This window comes from Synechococcus sp. PCC 7502, from assembly GCF_000317085.1.
GTDB lineage: Bacteria > Cyanobacteriota > Cyanobacteriia > Pseudanabaenales > Pseudanabaenaceae > PCC-7502.
This window is the reverse complement of sequence record NC_019702.1, coordinates 570,508-590,207: the sequence shown is the minus strand read 5'-3', so window position 1 is coordinate 590,207 and position 19,700 is coordinate 570,508. Positions and strand designations below refer to the sequence as shown.

The 19,700-nt window shown below is 39.7% G+C and carries 24 protein-coding genes and 1 pseudogene; 13 read left to right on the top strand and 12 right to left on the bottom strand.

The genetic code is table 11. The features are described from left to right. The first annotated feature begins 203 nt into the window (after window positions 1–203). Entirely contained in the window at window positions 204–875 is a 672-nt protein-coding gene (phoU, locus tag SYN7502_RS02910; RefSeq protein WP_015167396.1) for a phosphate signaling complex protein PhoU, read from the top strand. On the opposite strand, the gene SYN7502_RS02905 is transcribed toward phoU, so the two are convergent. Further along, entirely contained in the window at window positions 872–1,294 is a 423-nt protein-coding gene (locus SYN7502_RS02905; protein ID WP_015167395.1) for a J domain-containing protein, read from the bottom strand. The genes phoU and SYN7502_RS02905 overlap by 4 nt on opposite strands. 110 nt (window positions 1,295–1,404) lie before the next feature. Here SYN7502_RS02905 and SYN7502_RS02900 point away from each other — a divergent pair, with 110 nt between their 5' ends. After that, window positions 1,405–2,235, top strand: coding sequence for a phosphatidate cytidylyltransferase (locus tag SYN7502_RS02900; RefSeq protein WP_015167394.1), 831 nt, complete (start codon window positions 1,405–1,407; stop codon window positions 2,233–2,235). Window positions 2,236–2,327: 92 nt separating this feature from the next. Here the strand turns inward: SYN7502_RS02900 and SYN7502_RS02895 are convergent, their stop codons facing one another. After that, window positions 2,328–2,936: a hypothetical protein gene (locus SYN7502_RS02895; RefSeq protein ID WP_210391318.1), complete on the bottom strand. Its 609-nt coding sequence runs from the start codon at window positions 2,934–2,936 to the stop codon at window positions 2,328–2,330. 107 nt (window positions 2,937–3,043) lie between these two features. Between SYN7502_RS02895 and SYN7502_RS02890 the strand changes: the two genes are divergently transcribed. After that, entirely contained in the window at window positions 3,044–3,760 is a 717-nt protein-coding gene (locus SYN7502_RS02890) for a M48 family metallopeptidase (protein ID WP_015167392.1), read from the top strand. A gap of 2 nt (window positions 3,761–3,762) precedes the next feature. Here SYN7502_RS02890 and SYN7502_RS02885 read toward each other — a convergent pair whose 3' ends face one another. Then, window positions 3,763–4,674: an NAD(P)H-dependent glycerol-3-phosphate dehydrogenase gene (locus SYN7502_RS02885; protein ID WP_015167391.1), complete on the bottom strand. Its 912-nt coding sequence runs from the start codon at window positions 4,672–4,674 to the stop codon at window positions 3,763–3,765. After that, entirely contained in the window at window positions 4,665–5,126 is a 462-nt protein-coding gene (locus SYN7502_RS02880) for a hypothetical protein (protein WP_015167390.1), read from the bottom strand. The genes SYN7502_RS02885 and SYN7502_RS02880 overlap by 10 nt, the downstream gene beginning before the upstream one ends. Window positions 5,127–5,384: 258 nt before the next feature. Between SYN7502_RS02880 and SYN7502_RS02875 the strand changes: the two genes are divergently transcribed. The 4 genes and pseudogenes from SYN7502_RS02875 (at window position 5,385) to SYN7502_RS02860 (ending at window position 7,816) form a co-directional block, all read left to right on the top strand. Next, window positions 5,385–5,903 carry a class I SAM-dependent methyltransferase gene (locus SYN7502_RS02875; protein ID WP_015167389.1) on the top strand — a complete coding sequence of 173 codons (519 nt, stop codon included), beginning with the start codon at window positions 5,385–5,387 and terminating at the stop codon, window positions 5,901–5,903. A gap of 38 nt (window positions 5,904–5,941) precedes the next feature. Next, window positions 5,942–6,514 (top strand): FkbM family methyltransferase, encoded by a 573-nt coding sequence (locus tag SYN7502_RS02870; protein ID WP_051023565.1) that lies wholly within the window; start codon window positions 5,942–5,944, stop codon window positions 6,512–6,514. A gap of 34 nt (window positions 6,515–6,548) precedes the next feature. Further along, window positions 6,549–7,367 (top strand): annotated as a pseudogene (locus SYN7502_RS19235) (IS1 family transposase). Between the two features lie 95 nt (window positions 7,368–7,462). After that, window positions 7,463–7,816 carry a hypothetical protein gene (locus tag SYN7502_RS02860; protein WP_210391317.1) on the top strand — a complete coding sequence of 118 codons (354 nt, stop codon included), beginning with the start codon at window positions 7,463–7,465 and terminating at the stop codon, window positions 7,814–7,816. On the opposite strand, the gene SYN7502_RS02855 is transcribed toward SYN7502_RS02860, so the two are convergent. After that, entirely contained in the window at window positions 7,813–8,703 is an 891-nt protein-coding gene (locus SYN7502_RS02855) for an alpha/beta fold hydrolase (protein WP_144050162.1), read from the bottom strand. The genes SYN7502_RS02860 and SYN7502_RS02855 overlap by 4 nt on opposite strands. Window positions 8,704–9,032: 329 nt before the next feature. Between SYN7502_RS02855 and SYN7502_RS02850 the strand changes: the two genes are divergently transcribed. Next, entirely contained in the window at window positions 9,033–10,604 is a 1,572-nt protein-coding gene (locus SYN7502_RS02850) for an AAA family ATPase (RefSeq protein WP_015167387.1), read from the top strand. Here the strand turns inward: SYN7502_RS02850 and SYN7502_RS02845 are convergent, their stop codons facing one another. Next, entirely contained in the window at window positions 10,605–11,396 is a 792-nt protein-coding gene (locus SYN7502_RS02845) for an MBL fold metallo-hydrolase (protein ID WP_015167386.1), read from the bottom strand. Window positions 11,397–11,534: 138 nt separating this feature from the next. Here SYN7502_RS02845 and SYN7502_RS02840 point away from each other — a divergent pair, with 138 nt between their 5' ends. Then, the gene (locus tag SYN7502_RS02840; RefSeq protein ID WP_015167385.1) at window positions 11,535–11,720 is read left to right on the top strand and encodes a hypothetical protein; all 186 of its coding nucleotides are present in this window, start codon (window positions 11,535–11,537) and stop codon (window positions 11,718–11,720) included. Here the strand turns inward: SYN7502_RS02840 and SYN7502_RS02835 are convergent. Continuing rightward, the gene (locus SYN7502_RS02835) at window positions 11,717–13,276 is read right to left on the bottom strand and encodes an FAD-dependent monooxygenase family protein (RefSeq protein ID WP_015167384.1); all 1,560 of its coding nucleotides are present in this window, start codon (window positions 13,274–13,276) and stop codon (window positions 11,717–11,719) included. The two genes, SYN7502_RS02840 and SYN7502_RS02835, sit on opposite strands and share 4 nt — an antisense overlap. Window positions 13,277–13,349: 73 nt before the next feature. On the opposite strand from SYN7502_RS02835, the gene SYN7502_RS02830 reads away from it, so the two are divergent. The 3 genes from SYN7502_RS02830 to SYN7502_RS02820 all read left to right on the top strand — a co-directional run bounded on the left by SYN7502_RS02830 (window position 13,350) and on the right by SYN7502_RS02820 (window position 15,692). Beyond that, on the top strand, window positions 13,350–13,727 hold the full coding sequence (locus SYN7502_RS02830) for a DUF2358 domain-containing protein (RefSeq protein WP_015167383.1): 378 nt from the start codon (window positions 13,350–13,352) through the stop codon (window positions 13,725–13,727). Between the two features lie 149 nt (window positions 13,728–13,876). Next, entirely contained in the window at window positions 13,877–14,536 is a 660-nt protein-coding gene (locus SYN7502_RS02825; RefSeq protein WP_015167382.1) for an SRPBCC family protein, read from the top strand. A gap of 427 nt (window positions 14,537–14,963) precedes the next feature. Further along, on the top strand, window positions 14,964–15,692 hold the full coding sequence (locus SYN7502_RS02820) for an amino acid ABC transporter ATP-binding protein (RefSeq protein WP_015167381.1): 729 nt from the start codon (window positions 14,964–14,966) through the stop codon (window positions 15,690–15,692). Window positions 15,693–15,702: 10 nt separating this feature from the next. On the opposite strand, the gene SYN7502_RS02815 is transcribed toward SYN7502_RS02820, so the two are convergent. The 5 genes from SYN7502_RS02815 to SYN7502_RS02795 all read right to left on the bottom strand — a co-directional run bounded on the left by SYN7502_RS02815 (window position 15,703) and on the right by SYN7502_RS02795 (window position 18,718). After that, window positions 15,703–17,283, bottom strand: coding sequence for a phosphomannomutase/phosphoglucomutase (locus SYN7502_RS02815; protein WP_015167380.1), 1,581 nt, complete (start codon window positions 17,281–17,283; stop codon window positions 15,703–15,705). A 20-nt stretch (window positions 17,284–17,303) separates the two neighbouring features. Then, window positions 17,304–17,567 (bottom strand): BrnA antitoxin family protein, encoded by a 264-nt coding sequence (locus SYN7502_RS02810; RefSeq protein ID WP_015167379.1) that lies wholly within the window; start codon window positions 17,565–17,567, stop codon window positions 17,304–17,306. A gap of 100 nt (window positions 17,568–17,667) precedes the next feature. Continuing rightward, complete coding sequence (locus SYN7502_RS20845) at window positions 17,668–17,808, bottom strand: BrnT family toxin (RefSeq protein ID WP_246828959.1); 141 nt, start codon at window positions 17,806–17,808, stop codon at window positions 17,668–17,670. 37 nt (window positions 17,809–17,845) lie between these two features. Beyond that, entirely contained in the window at window positions 17,846–18,061 is a 216-nt protein-coding gene (gene thiS / locus SYN7502_RS02800) for a sulfur carrier protein ThiS (RefSeq protein WP_015167378.1), read from the bottom strand. Between the two features lie 39 nt (window positions 18,062–18,100). After that, window positions 18,101–18,718: a hypothetical protein gene (locus SYN7502_RS02795; RefSeq protein WP_015167377.1), complete on the bottom strand. Its 618-nt coding sequence runs from the start codon at window positions 18,716–18,718 to the stop codon at window positions 18,101–18,103. A 216-nt stretch (window positions 18,719–18,934) separates the two neighbouring features. Here SYN7502_RS02795 and SYN7502_RS02790 point away from each other — a divergent pair, with 216 nt between their 5' ends. Beyond that, window positions 18,935–19,687: a DUF1997 domain-containing protein gene (locus SYN7502_RS02790; protein WP_015167376.1), complete on the top strand. Its 753-nt coding sequence runs from the start codon at window positions 18,935–18,937 to the stop codon at window positions 19,685–19,687. The last annotated feature ends 13 nt before the right edge of the window (window positions 19,688–19,700 follow it).

The following is a 19,700-nucleotide window of genomic DNA, read 5'->3' as shown; positions in this document are numbered from 1 at the left end:
ATTATCACTATTAACTCTGCCCACTACCAGGAGGAAAACGGGGTAATAAAGTTATCTAAATCACTTCTTATCCCAACCTTAATCGCTAAAATCATAAACTTGCCTTAAAATTGGTACCAATTATAGAAAGGTCTGTATATTCTATATATTGATATGTAGGCAGGTTCACTTTAATTCATGTTTGGGATTGTATTGATAGTCTAATGCTAGAACTACCAGCCTCAGGGCAGAAATATTCTAAACCTCACTTCGAGCGGCAAATGCGACGGCTAGAACAGGATGCTCTACGCATGGGAGCCTTAGTTGAACAGTCCTCATGGCTGGCACATACCGCTTTATTTGATCGCAATCTGGAAGCTGCTATGGAAATTGATGCCCAGGATAAACGCATTGATCAATATTACCGCCAAATTGAAGTGGATTGTATGGACTTAATAGCTTTGCAATCCCCAGTTGCCCGTGATTTAAGATTGTTAACGGCTTTGATTCATTTAGTTCGAGATTTAGAACGCATTGGTGACTATGCCGAAAACCTAGGCGAAATTGCCATAAAACTCTTCTCCTATCCCGCCCCAAACTGCATGGCGGAAGTTGAAGTTATGTCTAATCGTTGTCGAGCAATGTTAGCTTTAAGTTTAAGTGCTTTATCTAACCTAGATGCAGACTTGGGCTTGCAAATTAAGCAAAAGGATGATGCGGTCGATTCCGACTATGCTAATCTTTATAACCTGATTGCCCAGCAAAAAAATTCTGAAACCAGCTTAGAGCCAATCATGCTTTTAGTTTTAGCAATTCATCATCTTGAACGCATGGCAGATCATGCCGCTAATGTGGGACAAAGAGTCGCCTATATCATCACTGGTAAACGCCATTAAGGAACAGCAAATAGTAACTGATCTCCTCTTAAAATACTTACAGCGATCGCCAAGCCTAAACAAACTAGTAAACTTAAGCCAATTATAAATAGGGCAAATAATTCCCCTGCCGATAGTGGTCGTTCGCTTGGAAGTCCATTATCATAGCTGAGAGGTTGATGGGCTTGAGTTTTAACTGTAAACGTATAGGAGCGAGTAAACTGAATAGATTGATCATAGGATTTACGGCGATCGGGATTGCTCAAGGTCGCATACGCCTGATTTAGTTCTTTGAATTTTTCTAAGGAAACCTCGGGGCTCAGCTTTGTGGTATCAGGATGATAAAGTTTACTCAAATCACGATAGGCTGATCGAATTTGCCGCTCATTAGCCCAAGGCGTAATTCCTAAAATTTCATAGTAATTATTATTGATAGCCATTAATTCTAAAAAGCAATTCTAAACAGAACATTAAAACTAAATTATTTAGATTATAGAGGACTGATTTCATGTATAAGCTTGCTACAATCATCTTAAAGTTGAGTTAAGAGATGCCTTGGGTTCGGATCATCAGTGCTCTTATTGCTATTCCTCTAGCTTTAATGGCGATTATGTTTGGAGGATGGGGTTTTACGATCGCCTTTAGTTTGCTCATTTTCCTAGGGCAGCAGGAATATTTTCAATTAGCTCGCTCAAAAGGGTCAGAGCCTGCGGTTAAAACCACCCTATTTGTCAGTCAAGTTTTATTAATAGTCTGCCAGAGTAAGCCCGAATTTGCTGATGCGGTTCTGCCCATAGCTGGTACATTTATCTGCTTTTATTTATTATTTCAACCTAAATTTGCCACGATCGCCGATATTTCTGCTTCGGTTTTGGGATTATTCTATGGTGGCTACTTACCCAGTTATTGGATCAGGTTGCGAGGCTTAGATAGTAATATTTCCTATCCTTGGCAACTGAGTGAAGGCTGCATATTTGTGTTGCTAACATTTGCTTGCATTTGGGCTTCAGATATTGGCTCCTATACAATCGGCAAACTAGTGGGGCGAACAAGATTATCAGATATTAGTCCCAAGAAAACCGTAGAAGGAGCAGCATTTGGACTACTCAGTTGTGTGACCGTAGCTTTAACAGGAGCATATTATCTGCATTGGTCAGCATGGTATTTCACTGGTGGGGCGTTGGGTTTATTGATTGGGGTTGCCAGTCTGTTAGGTGACTTAACTGAGTCAATGATGAAGCGAGATGCTGGGGTTAAGGACTCTGGACAAATTATGCCCGGTCATGGCGGTATTTTAGATCGAGCTGATAGTTATGTGTTTACTGCTCCTCTGGTATATTATTTTGCCACTATTGTTTTGCCGCTTTTGCCACCACAATGATACTTAAAAACTTAGGATACTTAAAAATGTCACTAACCTAGCGATCTTTCTATCCTGCTTGCCTTTGCTTGCCTTTGATTCTCAAAGGTTATTTAGCCTATTTTTAAGGAACTAATTACTGTATTTAGCTCTTGATTGTACTTCACATAGGATTCTTTATCTAACTTAAGTACCTGTTTGTTGCCGATTTCTAATTGATCGACTATAGCTGTCTCAATCAAAAGGTCGAATTGGTCTGAATATTCAATCAAGAAATTAGTATTTTTTAAGTTATAAAAACGTTGATATTGATCACCTTCAAACCGAATGTATCTACGTCCACTTATTTTGCCTTGGCTTATCACCACAAGACCAGATGATTTTGGTGAGTTGATAAGTAAATTCTTTCTTTGGCTAAATGATGAATTTTGCTTCCTCTGAACTAAGTATTGAAACAAAGAATCCGATAAAGTTACCCGCATATAAACGGTACCTAAGAAGGGATGGGTGGCTCCTTTTTGTGAAAATAACACAGTCTTTGTGCCATCTCTGCTGATATTTTCGACAATTTCCCATGACTGAGGATAACTAAACGAAAATTGCCTAGGCGCTTTATATTGCTTAAAGCTCTCTTGAGCCGAAACTTTTGCAGGAAAAATAATATTAATCTGGCTATCAGAAATAAAAACTGGTGGGAGCATATAAATAGAAACACTTGCCATAGTCAAAAATATAGACTTTAGACCAATTTTAGTTATAGAAGTCATAGATTAAATTTGAAGGATAATTTCAGACGCAGATTATAAGAACCTAAACTAATACTTCGACAATGGTTAAATTCCTATTACCAGCCTACACAATTCGGATTAGCGATCGCGCTAAATATTTAAGACTAAGGGTTTCCAGTGAACATGGATTAGAGGTAATTGTCCCCAAGGACTACGATCAAACTCGAATTGAACCGATTTTACTGGCAAAGCAAGCATGGATAACCAAAACCTTAGGTAATGCCCAAGCCCGAACCGAGTTTCATAAGTCCCAACCACTACTGCCCAGTGAAGTTAATTTGCAGGCGATCGCTCAAATATGGCAAGTAAATTATGAAGACAATATAACTACTCCCAAAGCTGGAAAATATAGCGAAAATCCTAACCTGAAGTTACTTTTAAATACCAACTCTCCTGATCTCTGTCATCAATTATTACGCCATTGGCTATTGAGTATGGGCGATCGCTATTTAGCCAAGGAGTTGAAAAGGATTAGCCTTGAGATCGGTTTACCCTTCAGTAAAGTTACGATTAGACAGCAAAAGACGCTCTGGGGAAGTTGCTCCCAATCTAAAAACATTAGCCTAAATTACAAACTGCTATTTCTACCTCCAGCCCTAGTTAGATATGTGCTGATCCATGAACTCTGTCATACGATCCACTTAAATCACTCTAGTAAATTCTGGAAACTAGTGCAGAAATTCGAGCCAAATTATCTAATTCTCGATCCACAACTGCGTGATGTTTGGCAGATGGTTCCTGCTTGGGCTGCAAATTAGGTTTATAACTCTGCTTTTAAGTCCCGATCCATTAAGCCTGCTACAGCCTGGATTGGTGTTATTTCACCATTTAGTAGGCGATAAACATATCCACAGATTGGTAAAGTTAGCCCCGTTCGATTAGTTAAGTCATGCAAAACTCTAGCTGTATTTACACCTTCGGCGGTTCCTTCTAAATCTTGAAGAATTTGCTCTAGGTTTTTCCCTTCCCCTAAACCAAAACCCACTTGATAATTACGACTGAGGTTACTACTACAGGTTGCCAGTAAATCTCCTAAACCTGATAAGCCCCAAAAAGTCTCTGGTTGCGCCCCAAAATATTTACCTACCTGCATAATTTCTGGTAGCGATCGCGTAATCAAAGCCGCCTTAGCATTAGTGCCCAGTTTCAGCCCATCACATACTCCCACAGCGATCGCTATTACATTTTTAAGGGTTCCCCCCAGTTCCACGCCAATGGGATCGGAGTTAGTATAAACACGGAAATTTTTAGAAGCAAAGATATTTTGGACAGATATAGCCGCCGCTAAATTAGAACTAGCTACCACCGTCGCCGCAGGTAATCCTCGACTAATTTCTTTGGATAGGTTAGGTCCCGATAAAACTACAACGGAATGATTGGGTAAAGTACTTTGCCAAATTTGTGAAGGCGTGGCTCCAGTTTCAAGATCAAGCCCTTTCGTTGCTGTGACTAGAATTGCTTCAGGGTTTAAGGATAAAGATTGTAATTGCTGGGCTGTTGCTCTTACCCCTGCCATAGATACGGCGGAAATAATAATCTCACCCTGGGCGATCGCAGTCTCTAAACTTAATTTACTACGCCTTGACCACACAACTACTTGATGCCCATTAGCCTCACATAACTGAGCTAGAGCTAGTCCCCAAGCACCGGAACCAATTACGGTTAATACCATATTCCCAAGAGTCTTCCTAATCCCAATCCTACCCAACTACAAAACGTTAAAATGCCAATAATTTTCTTAGTACTTAGATCGCTAGTTTTTAAGACTCGATGCGACCAAAATAATGGGGAGAACCACAGCATTGCGATCACCACAGCTAAGGTGGCAAATAGAAATACATTGCGAAAATTATTAACCAATAAAAGCAAAACATCACCACCGCGAATGACACTGACATCTAACAGCAAAGGCGTAATTACAAAAATTGAAGCCAATAAAATCGTGGGTAAAGATACTAAGAAAGAATAGGTAATTGTCATACTTAAAAAAGCTGATGCCCCGAATGCGATCGCCCAGTAAAGTATAGGCGCACTGATTACAGTTAAACCCCAACCATAGAGGCAATAGAAAAATATAATCACTACACAGGTTAGCCACGGCAGTTTTTTAATCGTTTCGTTCACGGGATTAGCAGATGATTAATATAGACGACTACTTTGACTACTTTGCTCTATGATAAGACGCAGATACCCAAATTTGCTTGTTTATGCAATTATCTGAAAACCTTGGCGATCGCTATTGTGATTTTTGATGGTAATTTCTACTGTTATTTGATCTAAATTCACCCAGTTATTTCAATGTTGCTACATAGATGTCACTCCATAAAAGAAGTACACTTTATTCTTAAAACAAATTAATTAGTTTTAAGAAGTGGGGAATATATGAAACTAAATATTGGCGGAACAACTGCACATCCTGATTGGAAAATCTTTGATGTTGAAGATCGTCCTGAAGTTGACTTTATTGGGAACGCCCGTGATCTAGGTATATTTGAAGATCAGTCAATTGAATCCATTTATGCTAGTCATGTCCTAGAACACTTTTACTATGGTTTAGATGATGAATTAATTTTTACGCTTGCAGAATGGCATCGTGTCCTAAAAATTGGCGGCGAGCTAATGATTAGCGTTCCAGACATACAGATTCTGTGTTGGCTTTATTCTCAACCTAAATTAGATGTTAGAAATCGTTTTAATATTATGAGAATGATGTTTGGTGGACAGGTTAATGAATATGATGTTCACAAAGTTGGATTTGACTTTGACACCTTAGCGATGTATTTGAATGAAGTCGGGTTTACGGGTTATAAGCGAGTATCTGAATTCAATCTTTTTAATGACTGTAGTACCATTTCTTACCTTGGTTATAGTATTAGCCTGAATGTGATTGCTACAAAATAGTAAAGTATAACGTTAGTTCTTTTAAATGCTATTGCACTATGGCTATTTTTCTTCAAAGTCTTAAGCAAAGCGGTCGATTAGACTCTCTACATATAACCGTTTGTAATGTTGGCTCTCGAAAATTAAGGGCTGATGATGACTATGGTAGTCAAGGATGGGAGGTTTTCGCCCCTAACCTGACTATCTATGGGTTTGATGCCGATCCAGAAGCCTGTGCAATCGCAAATGCTGACATTAAAATAAGACGGCAAAGTGGTCAAGTAAATTGGACAGAAATTCATGTGCCAATAGGCTTAAGTAGTTTCATTGGTGAGTCAAAACTCTATGTTACTAAAAACCCTATGTGCAGTTCGCTTTATCCACCTAATGAACCATATATATCTAGGTTTGAGGAATTACCCGAATTTATGAACCTTGACTTTGAAGTGGATATAGAAGTTACAACCCTAGATGATTTTTGCCAAATAGAAGGAGTAAGTGAAATTGATTTCCTCCAAATAGATGTTCAAGGTGCCGATTTAGACGTACTTAAGGGTGCTAGTTGGATTTTAGAACGTAGTATTTTGGCTGGGAAAATTGAAGTAGAGTTTTTTGGTAGTGCATCAAGATGAGGTAGTATAGAGAAAAGAGATAGTAGATAAAGACATGGAATGCCTATTGTGTGGACATCATAAAGTTTATGGACATGGTACAACCAGCAAAGGCAACGTCAGGTATGAATGTCCTAAATGTAAGAAGACATTTGTGGAGACCTTGGATACGATTTACTATCATCGGCATATAGATGCAGAAAAGATTCATTTAGTCCTGCAAAGCCAAAGTGAAGGAGTAAGCTTACGAGGTATAGCAAGATTGAGTGGATTAGCATATAACACAGTGGTTAGCATAATTAGACAAGCCTCACAGAAAGCCCAAATGGTTCATAACCAAGAAGTTAAAGCAGTAGAGACAGAAGAAATCAGTAGTGATGAAATGTGGTCATTCGTAGGAAAAAACAGAAAAACTGCTTACCAACAGAACTTGAGTCAGGAGACTGTTGGATTGGGGTAAGCATAGGTAATGATAGTGGATTGATTTTAGCGGCAAGAGTAGGAAAACATACGGATGAATTAATTGAGGAGATAGTTAGGAAAGACCGATTGCCAGCATTGGAATACTGATGGGTGGGGAGGATATGAGAGAGTGTTGGCAGAATATGTAGAACACTATATCGGCAAAGATCGCACTCAAAGAATAGAGAGGACGAATGGTATTTTAAGGCAACAGACAGGTAGATTTCATCGACGACAGCATAAATTCAGCAAGTTATGGGAGTGGACTGAAATAGCAGTCAGATTATTAGTCACATTTTTTAATTGGATATGGATTCACTCTCGAAAAAAGACAACTGCTGCCCAGAGAGCTAATTTAACCAATAGAAAGTGGACTTGGGATAATATTTGCACCTACTCTACTTTACTTTGACGCACTACCAGTTTTTTCCACTTTACATTGGTCAGCCCTTATTTGCTGATGTGGATATATTTATGAGAAACAATGGTTTCAGTTTATTTGAAATCTTGGTTGGACGCCGTAATCGCATCAATTCACCGATTCAATCAAAAATCCATCCAGGTCATATACTCTGGGGAGATGTCTTTTATTTTCGAGATTTAATCGGAGAGAGTACTTCATCTCTGCCTAAAACTCCAGAGAGAATTTTTAAGTTGGCTTGTATTGCCGATGTTCTTAACTTTAGCGATTACGCTCTAGAGTTGCTGAAATATCTCACAATCAACTATGGAAATGATCCCCAATTTAACTTCGCCCAGAATATAGTTGATGGATTAAGCCAATTTCCTGATTTAGTAAATATGGGAGTTACTTCTTTACCAATTTTCTCCGATCTAAAAAGCTATCTTAATTCTCCCTAAGCCCAACTTTTTAACCAGTCTTTAATAATCGGATTCACCAACTCAGGAGTGTCATCATGGGGGCAATGTCCTGACTTAATGTAATGCTCAGTTAGAGACGGATAATATTCTTTGAACTTAGCTCCACGGGCTTGGGTATTCATCCACGGATCAGCCTCACCCCAAATTGCTAAAAGCGGACAGTTCATAGTTTGAAGTAGTTCATCTACTTTTTTCCCTTGGGGGCTAGAAAATACAGACCTAAACACATCGATCGCTCCCAAGTCATTAGCAGGACGTTGAATATTAGCTATCAGTTCATCAGTTACGGCAGATTTATTGATATAGACTTTAAGTAAGGTTTTACGAATTTGCGATCGCTGTTTTACAAACTGAAATAATAAACTAATTGCCCAAGATTGCTTAAGTAAAGATTGGGATAGATCTCGTAGGAATTTCTGTAAAGGACTAATTTTTTTGGCACCGAGTGGATTCGTATCGGTAAATGAGCCAGCACTATTCAGTAAAATTACACCTGCAACTGATTCGGGATAATCTGCGGCAACGGTTAAGCAGGCATAGCCACCGATAGAATTTCCAGCTAAAACTGTGGGACGTTTAATAATTTCGCTAATAAAGTCATGGAGTTGTTCCCGCCATAGATCGCCACCATATTGCCAATTTGGTTTAGCCGAGCGCCCAAATCCTAATAAATCGATCGCCCACACTTCAAATTCACGACTGAGTTCACTAATATTTTTCTGCCAGTGATCGGTAGATGCCCCAAACCCATGAATTAAGAGTAAGGGTGGAGAAGATAAATTTTGACCCGCTTGGACGTAGTAGATTTTTTGTTCTCTCCAAGTCCAATATTGTCCCGAAGCAGTAGCTGTAAAAGTTGTAGTCATGGGCATATTATAAAGCGTAATCCTTTGACTAGGAGTAATCCTATGGGTAGTGCCAAACAAGTAATGATCCTTATAAGGCTATCTATATAAAAGCTTGAGAAGTTTAGCTAGAAATTCAACAACACAAGTATAACGATTAGATTAACTTTGATAGCCGAAAGATTGACCATATAACTAACTGACAAGCCTCAAATCAGCATCAAACTTTCACTGAGTATTTTGGAGATAATCAATGTAATCTATACCTCAAGAGCTTTTTAATTATCCTTACATCTTTAGGACTACCCCTCATTTTACCGCTCATCATTTACTGATTTCTTACCCTAGATATGGATACCCAAACTCATCACTCCAGTTTTATCAAGCAAGTGGATTTAATGATGCGATCGCGTTATCCATTGTTATATATTGTGGCGATCGAGGAAGAACCTGTGGAAGAAGCTATATCTTTAATTGCGGCTCAATCTCAACCCGAGCGTCAAATTTTATTTTGGGATATTGTTAGAGGCTGGGACGATAATCATACCGATAAAGGTGCGATTATGCCTGCATTGCTACGGATTAGTAATCCTACTGAAAGGGATGGAACCATATATATCATGCGGGGACTGCATCCATTTCTTAAAAATCCCCATACTCCCAGTAATATTCCCATTATTAGAGAGCTTAAGAATTTGGCAAGGGAATTAACCCGCACCCGCAAGATTTTAATTATTACTGGTCACTACCTAGAGTTACCATCGGAACTTACGGAAGAGGTGACAGTGATTGATTTTCCTTTACCTAATACCCTAGAAATTGCTAATTTAATTCAGAATGCGATCGCCCCTGAAGCCATAAAAATTACGGGACTTGCATGGGAGCAGTTAGTTAAAGCTTGTCAAGGATTAAGTCGGATGCGAATTCAGAGGGTGTTAGCCACAGCCTTAGCTTCTAAGCAACAGATTGATGATTCTGATATTGAAGTAATCCTCTTGGAAAAACAAAGAGCAATCAAGCAAACGGGGATTTTAGAATTTTTTACCACTAAAGACTCCCTTAAGAGTGTGGGCGGGTTGGAGAACTTGAAACAATGGGTCAAAGAACGGCAAAATGCTTTCACTGAAGAGGCAAGGCGGTATGGAATTCCTAATCCTAAAGGCGTTTTACTAGTAGGAATTCAAGGCACGGGTAAGTCCCTATCTGCGAAGACGATCGCCCATGAGTGGAGATTACCCTTGCTCAGACTGGATTCAGGACGTTTATTTGGCGGAATTGTCGGAGAAAGTGAAAGCCGCGTGCGCCAGATGATTCAGTTAGTGGAAGCGATCGCTCCTTGTGTCCTGTGGATTGATGAAATCGATAAAGCCTTTGGGAATATCCACCTTAACAGTGATAGTGATTCGGGAACTAGTCGCCGCGTATTTGCCTCCTTAATTACTTGGATGCAGGAAAAAACTACGCCTGTATTTATCGTTGCCACAGCTAATAATGTGCAGATTTTACCCGCCGAATTATTGCGAAAAGGGAGGTTTGATGAAATCTTTTTTGTGAATTTACCGACAATTACGGAAAGACAGGAAATATTTAAAGTGCATCTACAGAGACTGCGCCCCAATCGGTTACGAGAATTTGATTTAGCTCTTTTATCCCAGGCATCTCAGGAGTTTAGCGGAGCTGAGATTGAACAGGTCATTATTGATGGGATGCACCACGGATTTGCCCAAAATCGCCGCGACTTTACCACCGCAGATATTATGCTGGCAATTAAAGAAACTGTGCCTTTAGCAGCGATCGCCCACGAGCAAATTAATCATCTTAAACGTTGGGCAGCCGAAACTGGAGCTAGAACTGCATCAAACGATCTTGCCCTGACTCAAGAACTAAAGCGTTATACCAGTGGCTGGGATTCCAATAATTAATTACCTAGAAGCAACTGCATCATTCCGGGTTTGTGATACTTGCCGCCGTTCTCCTACTTTCACTTCAAGGATTTGGGTATCAAGATTATGAGATTGGAATTGCGATCGCAACATATCCGCACTACCCTCTGCCTTCAGGAAATTTAGTAAAAATCCTGAATAAATTAAATCCCCATCCCCCGCCGTCGGTAATATGATCCTTGGCTTTAACCACTTCGCCACCTGTAAAGCACCCTGTTGTCCTTGAATTATAGTTCCTAGCAATGGTAGTCTTAAGTCTAAAATGGGAGTAATCACCACATCAACGGGGGCAAATGCCTGAATTGTAGGAGTGTGATAACCGTGGGGTTCGTAATAAAGAGAAGTTCCTTCTCCTAAGTCTTTGAGAATATATCCGTTCTCAGTTGTGGTTGGACCTGTGGGGGAACCCTTAACTGCGTGAATTTCCAGTAAATTGGGAATGCTAAATACCTGATCATGGGCTAAAGCTGTGACATTAGTATATCCAAGCTCTTGAGTTAGTTTTGCCGCACTAGGGGAACCAACGATGGGAATGATACGGCTTAATACTTTTAAAGTGGGGGGATGAGCATGATCTGGTAACCCTTGGGATAACAAAATTAAATCTATATTTTCATAAATAGAAACAGGTAAAGGTGAGCGGCGATCTGCCTTAAAGAACCAGGGCGTATCACCAAACGTCAGAGATCCAACTAGCCAAGGATCAAGTAAGATGCGTTTGTTGGCAATCTCAATTAACCAAGAGTTACTGTCTAGCCAGGTTAGATACATAGTTTTTCACTTCAGGTTTAGATAAGTAGTACTAGATAAAAGTTTGCTAAATGGTGATGCTATATTAGGTATTGTAACGAATTATTTACATTAATTACAAAAATTAGCCCCAAGTGGAATCGTTAATATTACTAACCTATGACCTCTCAACTTTCTTCGACTGATCATCCAGTTAATCATTCAATTAATCACAAACCAAATCAGAATTTAGAGTCGAATCTCGGCAAAGTGAAGCAAGAAATAGTCCTCTGTCCCCATTGTCAACGTACTGCTAGCAATGGAATTAAATGTCAGGGCATCTGTGTGGCTGATAGCAGCTATTAGTGATAATCCATTCCTGATCCATATTTCCACGCATTGATCTGGCAGGTAAGGACATACTGATGCTCTGGTAAAAGATTTTGGAATAAAGGGATAGTTGAATTAGCAAGGCGATAACACAGATCATAACTACCCAACAAAGCAAAATGTTGTAGCCAATTTAAGAGGCTAGGTAGTCCAACCTTAAGGGCAATTTTTGATACCAATACTGGATCAGCAACCATCATCCCTAGCATGGTTTGGGAGAGCGCAGGAAACTGCACAATATCCTGTAAAAAGGGCTTAAGCACTGGATCACCTAGCTTTTTCATAATTTGAAAGGTGAGAATTAGCAGTTCATTAATTGCTTGGGGATGGTAAGACTTATTCATAGGTACTCGCATTGCCTGTTGAAATAGCCATGTGGCGGAAAGACTGGGCTGGTAAGGCTGTAATCGTTGTAAATCTTTGCGACTGAGTAGATTCCATTTTAGAGCGTCACAAATACCTGCGGTTAAACGTTGGAGATGGCGAATTAAAGCTCCAAATCCACCAAAGCTCAAGGGTGATTGACTACCACTACTATCTCCTACTTGCAAAATTCTATCCCAATTAGTTTGCAGGGGCGATCGCTGATAGGAAGGGAAAAATCCATACAAAATTCGGTTTAAATGTAATTCCTCTAGAGCCACATCCTGATATTGGGGTAAATAGGTAAAATATTCGGCAAACAGTTCCTGAAATGTGAAGCGATCAGGGTGAAGATCGGCATAGGTAAATAGATATGTGGTTCTGCCATCTTGGGCGGGAAAAGCTTCCCAAAAATACTGACAACTATGGGAAATAGATGTAAATGAATAGAAGAGATCACCAAAATCCTTAGGAAGAATGCCTTGGGCGCAGCTACCCACAACCATACAAATTCCATCAGGACGGCTACCTTGGCGGGCTTGAGCCACAATTGGAGAAAAATGTCCCATCATATCCAGTAATAATCGTGCTTGTAAAAGTCGAGGTTGGCGATCGCAGACTAAATGCAGAGCTATACCATCGGGATGAACGATCGCTTGCTCTAGTTCTGTATGTTCCCAAACCTGCCCCCCTGCCGCTAAAAACTGTTCTTTCAAAATATCTAATAAAATTACAGGACTAACACCAAGATTTAAAACATCCCGCACCCATATCTCTTCGCCTCCTTTAAAGCCAATTCGTCCGGGATTATAAGTAGTAGCAATCGCTGACTCTAACTCTATTTCACTCAGTAATTCTAATTCCAGTAATACCTCTAGTTCCCGTCTGGCAATATTCCACTCCTGTACCCTACCTTTGAGAATTCCCTTTTCAATCACCACAACTTTCCATCCCCGTCTTTGCAGAGCGCAGGCAATGATAATCCCTAATGTCCCTCCAGCGATCGCCACATCACAGTCAGTCCCAGAGAGGAGTTGATGATTTTCGGTAATCAGATTGGGAATTTTATTGTTACCAAGGCGATAATTCTGCCAAAAGCGATCGAACTGTTGCAGCCTAGATAAATCTTGATCGGAAAGTTGGGCGAGCAAAGACTCATTAATCGGCATATTGGCGCAGGTAAATACGGAGAAGGAATATAATAGTATTTTAACAAAATGTTACAAGACATTACAAACCCCTATGCAGCTTCTAGAGATTGTAAAAGATGACTATGCTAGGTTCCCTGAGGCTCAAACCTACAGCATCTACGATCCTCATGTTTTCTTTAAAGACCCTGTATATGAATTTCGAGGATTAGACCAATACAAAAAAATGATTGGATTCATTACCTATTGGTTTTCTAACCTCAAATTAGAACTCCATGATATACAGCTAGATAATCATAGAATTCATACCCGATGGACAATGAGTTGGAATGCTCCGCTACCTTGGAAACCTCGCATTTCAGTCACGGGGAGGAGTGAATTGGAAATCAGTAGTGATGAATTAATTATCTCTCATATTGATTATTGGGATTGTTCTCGTTTTGCGGTCGTACAGCAGCATTTTAGGTTTTAGAATTTGGCTTTAAGATTGGTTTTGAGAAAATTCATGAGGAACTATGAATCTTAATGATTGTTTTAGGAGTCATCTAACCTATGCTCAAGCTCACAAAATGGTCACAGACTCGAACTGATTATTAAAAGCACATCAACCTGCAACTCAACATGTATCCTAAAACCTCGCTTATATTATCATTGGCTCTCACTATTTTAACTGGACAATTACCTGGGCAAACTCTATATGGAACTTCACAATTTTCTAAGGCTGAAGTATCTAGTCCAATCAATAAATTATCCAAGCTATCTAAATTATCCGAATTATCAGAGCAAGAACAAACTGCTTTAACTGCAGGTAAGGTAATTCTTACAGGTCAGGATGGACATTATGTGAGCAAGATACTGATTAATGCCCCAATTGAAAAAGCATGGAAGGTACTCACGGATTATCGTAATTTCCCCAAATTTCTACCTACTGTTACTTCCGTTAAAATTTTGGAGAGCAAAGGGAATTATACGGTTTATGAACAAACTAATGTAGTTCAAATTCTATTTTTTAGTCAAAGTAGTAAATTAACGATCGCTGCTACCGCAGATTATCCTAGTTTAATCACCTTTGAAATGCAAACAGGGGAAAGTATTAAGTCTTTGAATGGTGTATGGCAAATTGAAGTGATTTCTCCCAATCAGGTTTTAGTTACCAATACAGTTAATGTGGAACCGAGTCCTTCTACGCCCAGTAGTCTATTTTTCAGTATCTATAGCGATAGTCTGATTAAAACTCTAATTGCTTTGCGACAAGAAGCAGAAAGACGAAGTTCCTATTAACTCGTTTGCAAGTAAACAGGCAACTTTGACACATATTGTTCTGCATAAGCAAAGGTATAGTAATACAAATCAAATTAACTAAGGAGATTATTTATGGATAAATCCTTCCAGAACATTGCAGCGAAGGCAGTGGAATTTTCCTATCTTCAACAAATGCGATATGTGATTCTGCCACAAGGATTTAGAAATATGATTCCTATTTTTTGCTACCTCAAACCATCGTTCTATTCCAAGATACTTCCCTAGTGTATGTAATTTCCGTTACCGATTTCCTTGGTGCCGCCACTAAAGTCGCCTAACGAGATAGTCGCTTAGTGGAGATGTATAGTTTTGTGGCTGTAATTTATTTTCTGATGAGTTTTGCCCTTTCGCGCCTAGTCAGACGACTTCAATCTAATCTTAGTACTGCCCGATAAGGAGAATTTCCATGATTACCCTCGAAAAAGTTTCTAAATGGTACGGTAAGTTTCAGGTTTTGAATGATTGCACAACTCAGGTAAATAAGGGTGAAGTTGTGGTTGTGTGTGGTCCCTCGGGTTCAGGTAAATCCACTTTAATTAAATGTGTCAATGGCTTGGAGTCTTTTCAGCAGGGTGATATTTGGGTGGATGGCACTTCTGTAGGTAACCCTAAAACTAATCTACCTAAGCTGCGATCGCAAGTGGGCATGGTATTCCAGCATTTTGAATTATTTCCCCATCTCACTATAATTGATAACCTGACGATCGCTCCCATTAAAGTATTAAAACGCAGTAAACAGGAAGCCACAGACAAAGGAATGCAGCTACTACAACGGGTAGGTTTAACTGTGCAAGCTCATAAATTCCCTGGACAGCTTTCAGGTGGACAACAACAACGGGTGGCGATCGCTCGTGCCTTGGCAATGGATCCAATTGTGATGCTATTTGATGAACCAACCTCTGCTCTTGATCCTGAAATGGTAAATGAGGTTTTAGATGTCATGGTGGAACTAGCAACTGAAGGCATGACAATGATGGTGGTTACCCACGAAATGGGATTTGCTCGTAAGGTCGCTCACCGTGTGATTTTTATGGATCACGGCAGTATTATTGAGGATACAACCAAGGAAGAATTTTTTGGGACTCCCCGCTCAGAACGTGCCCAGCAATTTCTATCTAAAATTCTCAGTTATTAAGATTAGCCAGTTACTGAAGCTCGCGATTCTTCAGGCTACTCAGATCAAATACAGATTCTAAGGTTTGTAAGAAGGATAAAAGTCTTGTCGCTATTTTAGTCACTCCACCTGCAATATTAGATTCAATATTGAGAGGTATGACAGGATCATGCAAAGATAAGCGCAATAAAAACCAACCATTTTCACTGTCTGAACTACAGGAAACCCTTACTCCTTCGTAATTATTAGGAACTATTTCCCAATCTGGTTGTTGAGAGGCAAAGATTTGAAGTTGGGCGATCGCCTCATTCCCAATAGCTTTGAAATTTTCAGCAGTAATCTTGATTCTAAATTCACTACTTTCTACAGGTTCTTTTAAGTTAGCAATTAAATCCGTTAAGTTTCTACCTGCCAATTTAGATTTAGCCAGTTCAATTAATAACTTACTGACCAAATAGGCTCCATCATCAAGAAAATAATTTTCTTTTAATGCCCCATGTCCAGAGGTTTCGATCGCTAGCCAAGATTCCTTTCCTAACTGATTTAAGAGAATGGCTTCGTTAATCACATTTTTGTAACCCCGCTTAAACCGATGGTGCGTTCCCTGTAAGTCTTTGGTAATAAACTCATTCAAACCATCAGAGGTGATCGAATCTGTCACGATCGTAGAATGGGGATGCTCTTGCAGAATAATTGCTGACATTAGGGCAATCAAACGATTACGGTTAAGCTCATGCCCAAACTGATCCACGGCGGCACTGCGATCAACATCGGTATCAAAAATAATGCCAAAATCCGCTTTGTGATCAATTACTGCCTGACAAATTGATGCCATTGCCACTTTATCTTCTGGGTTAGGGACATGGTTGGGGAAATTACCATCGGGTTCTAAAAACTGACTGCCTGTAGTATCTGCACCTAGGGGTTCTAAAACTTGGGCTGCATAAAAGCCACCTGCACCATTACCAGCATCGACAATAATTTTTAAGCCTTGCAGTGGTTGGTCAAAATTGTGGGGATGATTAACCTGTATACGAATTTTCTGAACAAGTTGCTGGCTATAGATAGAGATAAAGTCTTGCTTTGTGATCTGATTTGTTGAACTGGGAGCGATCGCTAATTCTTGAAATTCCCCAGCCTCAGCCAATGCCAAAATCTCAGTAATATCTTGTTTTTCTAAGCCCCCACCCGCTGTAAAAAACTTTAAACCGTTACGATTAAAGGGCAAATGACTAGCTGTTAGCATAATTGCGCCATCACAGTTAAATCCTTCTGCGATCGTACTCATAAACATGGCGGGAGTTGAAGCCATACCAAAGTCATACACCCTAGCTCCAATGCTCGTAATTCCTGCTATTACTGCTTCAGTCAGACTTAAACCCGATAAACGACTATCTCGACCTACGGAAATAGTTAGCTCGGCAACAGGTTTATTAACTTTCTGTGTCAACCACTGGGTAAATGCTTGTCCAAGAATTTGCGTAATTTCGGGTGTAAGGTTAACGGGTTCATCGACAACCCCTGCGATCGCTACACCTCGAATATCTGATCCGTTTTGCAGCTTTTTCCAATTACCAAAGGAACCTATAGGCAGAGGATTATGATCTAACATCTTAAATTAGTTATATTTTATTAGTTATGCTCTTTGATGTATTGGCGTAAAACTTCGTTAATTAAAGCTTTATATTCCACTCCTTGCTTTTGAAACCAAAGCTTTATATCTGGCTCAATCTTAACTAAGCTTCGGGCTTGCTCCGCAGAAATGCGTAAGGTAGCACGTTCAAAAAATTCATCTTCAAGTGGGGGAATATCAGAGTAGTCAATATTATCCTCTGAGCTTGACTCTAGGGCTGCCCAATTAGTACGAGAGGTACTCTTCAAATTTTTGCTGTTCATGACGATTAGCTCTTCTTGCTGAAATTATTCGTATTACATCATTTTTACGTTCCGTCCAGATTACTACTGCTATGCCAAGACCGAGAAAACCGATTCCAAACTAGCGTTCTTCACCATAGTCAAAGCGATCATCCAGATCAATTAGCATATCATTCTCAAACATTGTGGGAACATCAGCAAAATCGATCTTATGCTTACGAATATTTTCAAGATTTTTTGTTTCATCCCACTCAAATTGCATCAGCAGTTATCCATAAACCTTGAATCATCTAAACATATCAACCTCCACCTACAATCGTGACAATTTCTAGGCGATCGCCTGCTTGCAAATTAGTCTCACTCCAAAGATGACGATGTAAAATTTCGCCATTGTACTCCACCGCCACCAGTCGAGGATTTAAACCTAAGCTGACTAATAAATCAGGCATATTTAAGTTAGCAGGACAGGTTTGCTCTTGCCCATTCAGTTGCAAGTTGATGGTTGATGTAGACATTATTGACAGTTCAAATTAAGTTGAAAATTAAAATTGAATTTAAGGTAAATACTTTAACTCTTCCAAGACCTCTAGGGTAGCACTGCGGACAGTTTCAGCCTGTTCTCGACCTAAAAGAATTTGGCAATACTGGGCGATCGCCTGTTCTTGAGGTAGGGGTAAATGCCCTTGACGCAGAGCTTGAGCTAGTTGTTTGACCGCAATTAATCTTTCTAATTCATCATCGGAAGTTAGTTGAGCTGTTAAATAGTTAATATTTTGTTGTGAGTGTTGCTGCCATTGATTAATAGTTTTGAAAAATAGAAGAACTAAACCACCCAAGATCGCCACAGATTGGGTAATTGCCATACCTGCCAACCAATGGTTATCTACACTGCTCCAAACCATTAAGCCCACATAGCTCAAGATGATAGAAGTACTGCCAGCGATCGCTGCGAAGATGATGGAACGGTTAGAGCTATTTAAAAACTTTTGTAGCCTTGCCAAGATCAAATTCCAGTCCCAATCCTGAGCAAGATAAACCAAGATTAAAGTTGTAGCCCCAATCAAGGTCGCCAGCACTAATTGCCAATTCCAAAATGCTAATACAAATAACCCGATCGCTAATATGAGCCAATTGGGAAGTTGCTGTTGTTTTTGCTTAAATACCCGTCTCATGGTTTTTTAGTCGGCAATTGTGATTCACACTAATCTTTGCAATATTTACTTAGCATATACTACAAAATCTAGTTCCTAGTCAGCATTTTTGATAATTTTTTGATACGAGTAAAAACTTTTAGATAAAGCGATCAGCAATAATATTAGGTATCTCCTAAAACCATATTTTGCGTATTTTCAAGTTCAGAACAACCAAGTTTATTACCGTAAATAACTATGCCTTCCAACTCCTCAGAACAACCTAATCCCAAAATAAAGGCTAATTCAGAAATTGAGGATATTAGTTTTGATGATATTGCGGAACTGCCCGATGAGGATTATGACTTAGAAGATGACGAAAACCCCGCGCCTAAGCCCAAAAAAGCTGAACCCGCCCCACAGAAGAAATCTACTAAACCCCAAGATCGCCCCTTAGGTGAGTTTCGTAATAGTTTCTTGGGATATATGGACTTGTATAGCGATCGCCAGACCATTAAAACTTATCTGAATACCCATCAAGGTTGGTTTCGCCGTTGTGCCAGTCCCATGAAAGTCGATCCCTTGGGCAATAATGGCTATGCCCTGACTATTGGTAAAGTTGGTGCCTTAGGGTTTTTCCTAGAGCCTAAAATTGGCTTGCACCTATTACCTGAAGAGGAAGAAAAATATAAAATTGAGACAATTCCTATTCCTAACTATCCCGCCCAAGGCTATGAGGTGGATTTTCGAGCGGTCCTAGAACTGCTACCCAAGGGCGATAATCCCAATCTAAATTTACCTCCAAAAGCCAGAGATTTAACCAGTGTGGAATGGCAACTGGAGTTAACTGTAACTTTACATTTTCCAGATTTTATTAAAATTATGCCTAAGCCTTTAATTGAAAGAACTGGCGATGCCATCCTTGGGCAACTGGTTAGACAAATTTCTCGCAAGCTTACGGCTAATGTCCAAGCGGATTTTCATAGAAGTATTGGTTTAAACCTGCCCTAAGAACTTAAGCGCA

Coding starts and splice junctions, on each gene's coding strand:
- phoU (WP_015167396.1), top strand. CDS start 204: ATGCTAGAACTACCAGCCTCAGGGCAGAAATATTCTAAACCTCACTTC.
- SYN7502_RS02905 (WP_015167395.1), bottom strand. CDS start 1,294: ATGGCTATCAATAATAATTACTATGAAATTTTAGGAATTACGCCTTGG.
- SYN7502_RS02900 (WP_015167394.1), top strand. CDS start 1,405: ATGCCTTGGGTTCGGATCATCAGTGCTCTTATTGCTATTCCTCTAGCT.
- SYN7502_RS02895 (WP_210391318.1), bottom strand. CDS start 2,936: ATGGCAAGTGTTTCTATTTATATGCTCCCACCAGTTTTTATTTCTGAT.
- SYN7502_RS02890 (WP_015167392.1), top strand. CDS start 3,044: ATGGTTAAATTCCTATTACCAGCCTACACAATTCGGATTAGCGATCGC.
- SYN7502_RS02885 (WP_015167391.1), bottom strand. CDS start 4,674: ATGGTATTAACCGTAATTGGTTCCGGTGCTTGGGGACTAGCTCTAGCT.
- SYN7502_RS02875 (WP_015167389.1), top strand. CDS start 5,385: ATGAAACTAAATATTGGCGGAACAACTGCACATCCTGATTGGAAAATC.
- SYN7502_RS02870 (WP_051023565.1), top strand. CDS start 5,942: ATGGCTATTTTTCTTCAAAGTCTTAAGCAAAGCGGTCGATTAGACTCT.
- SYN7502_RS02855 (WP_144050162.1), bottom strand. CDS start 8,703: ATGACTACAACTTTTACAGCTACTGCTTCGGGACAATATTGGACTTGG.
- SYN7502_RS02850 (WP_015167387.1), top strand. CDS start 9,033: ATGGATACCCAAACTCATCACTCCAGTTTTATCAAGCAAGTGGATTTA.
- SYN7502_RS02845 (WP_015167386.1), bottom strand. CDS start 11,396: ATGTATCTAACCTGGCTAGACAGTAACTCTTGGTTAATTGAGATTGCC.
- SYN7502_RS02840 (WP_015167385.1), top strand. CDS start 11,535: ATGACCTCTCAACTTTCTTCGACTGATCATCCAGTTAATCATTCAATT.
- SYN7502_RS02835 (WP_015167384.1), bottom strand. CDS start 13,276: ATGCCGATTAATGAGTCTTTGCTCGCCCAACTTTCCGATCAAGATTTA.
- SYN7502_RS02830 (WP_015167383.1), top strand. CDS start 13,350: ATGCAGCTTCTAGAGATTGTAAAAGATGACTATGCTAGGTTCCCTGAG.
- SYN7502_RS02825 (WP_015167382.1), top strand. CDS start 13,877: ATGTATCCTAAAACCTCGCTTATATTATCATTGGCTCTCACTATTTTA.
- SYN7502_RS02820 (WP_015167381.1), top strand. CDS start 14,964: ATGATTACCCTCGAAAAAGTTTCTAAATGGTACGGTAAGTTTCAGGTT.
- SYN7502_RS02815 (WP_015167380.1), bottom strand. CDS start 17,283: ATGTTAGATCATAATCCTCTGCCTATAGGTTCCTTTGGTAATTGGAAA.
- SYN7502_RS02810 (WP_015167379.1), bottom strand. CDS start 17,567: ATGAACAGCAAAAATTTGAAGAGTACCTCTCGTACTAATTGGGCAGCC.
- SYN7502_RS20845 (WP_246828959.1), bottom strand. CDS start 17,808: ATGCAATTTGAGTGGGATGAAACAAAAAATCTTGAAAATATTCGTAAG.
- thiS (WP_015167378.1), bottom strand. CDS start 18,061: ATGTCTACATCAACCATCAACTTGCAACTGAATGGGCAAGAGCAAACC.
- SYN7502_RS02795 (WP_015167377.1), bottom strand. CDS start 18,718: ATGAGACGGGTATTTAAGCAAAAACAACAGCAACTTCCCAATTGGCTC.
- SYN7502_RS02790 (WP_015167376.1), top strand. CDS start 18,935: ATGCCTTCCAACTCCTCAGAACAACCTAATCCCAAAATAAAGGCTAAT.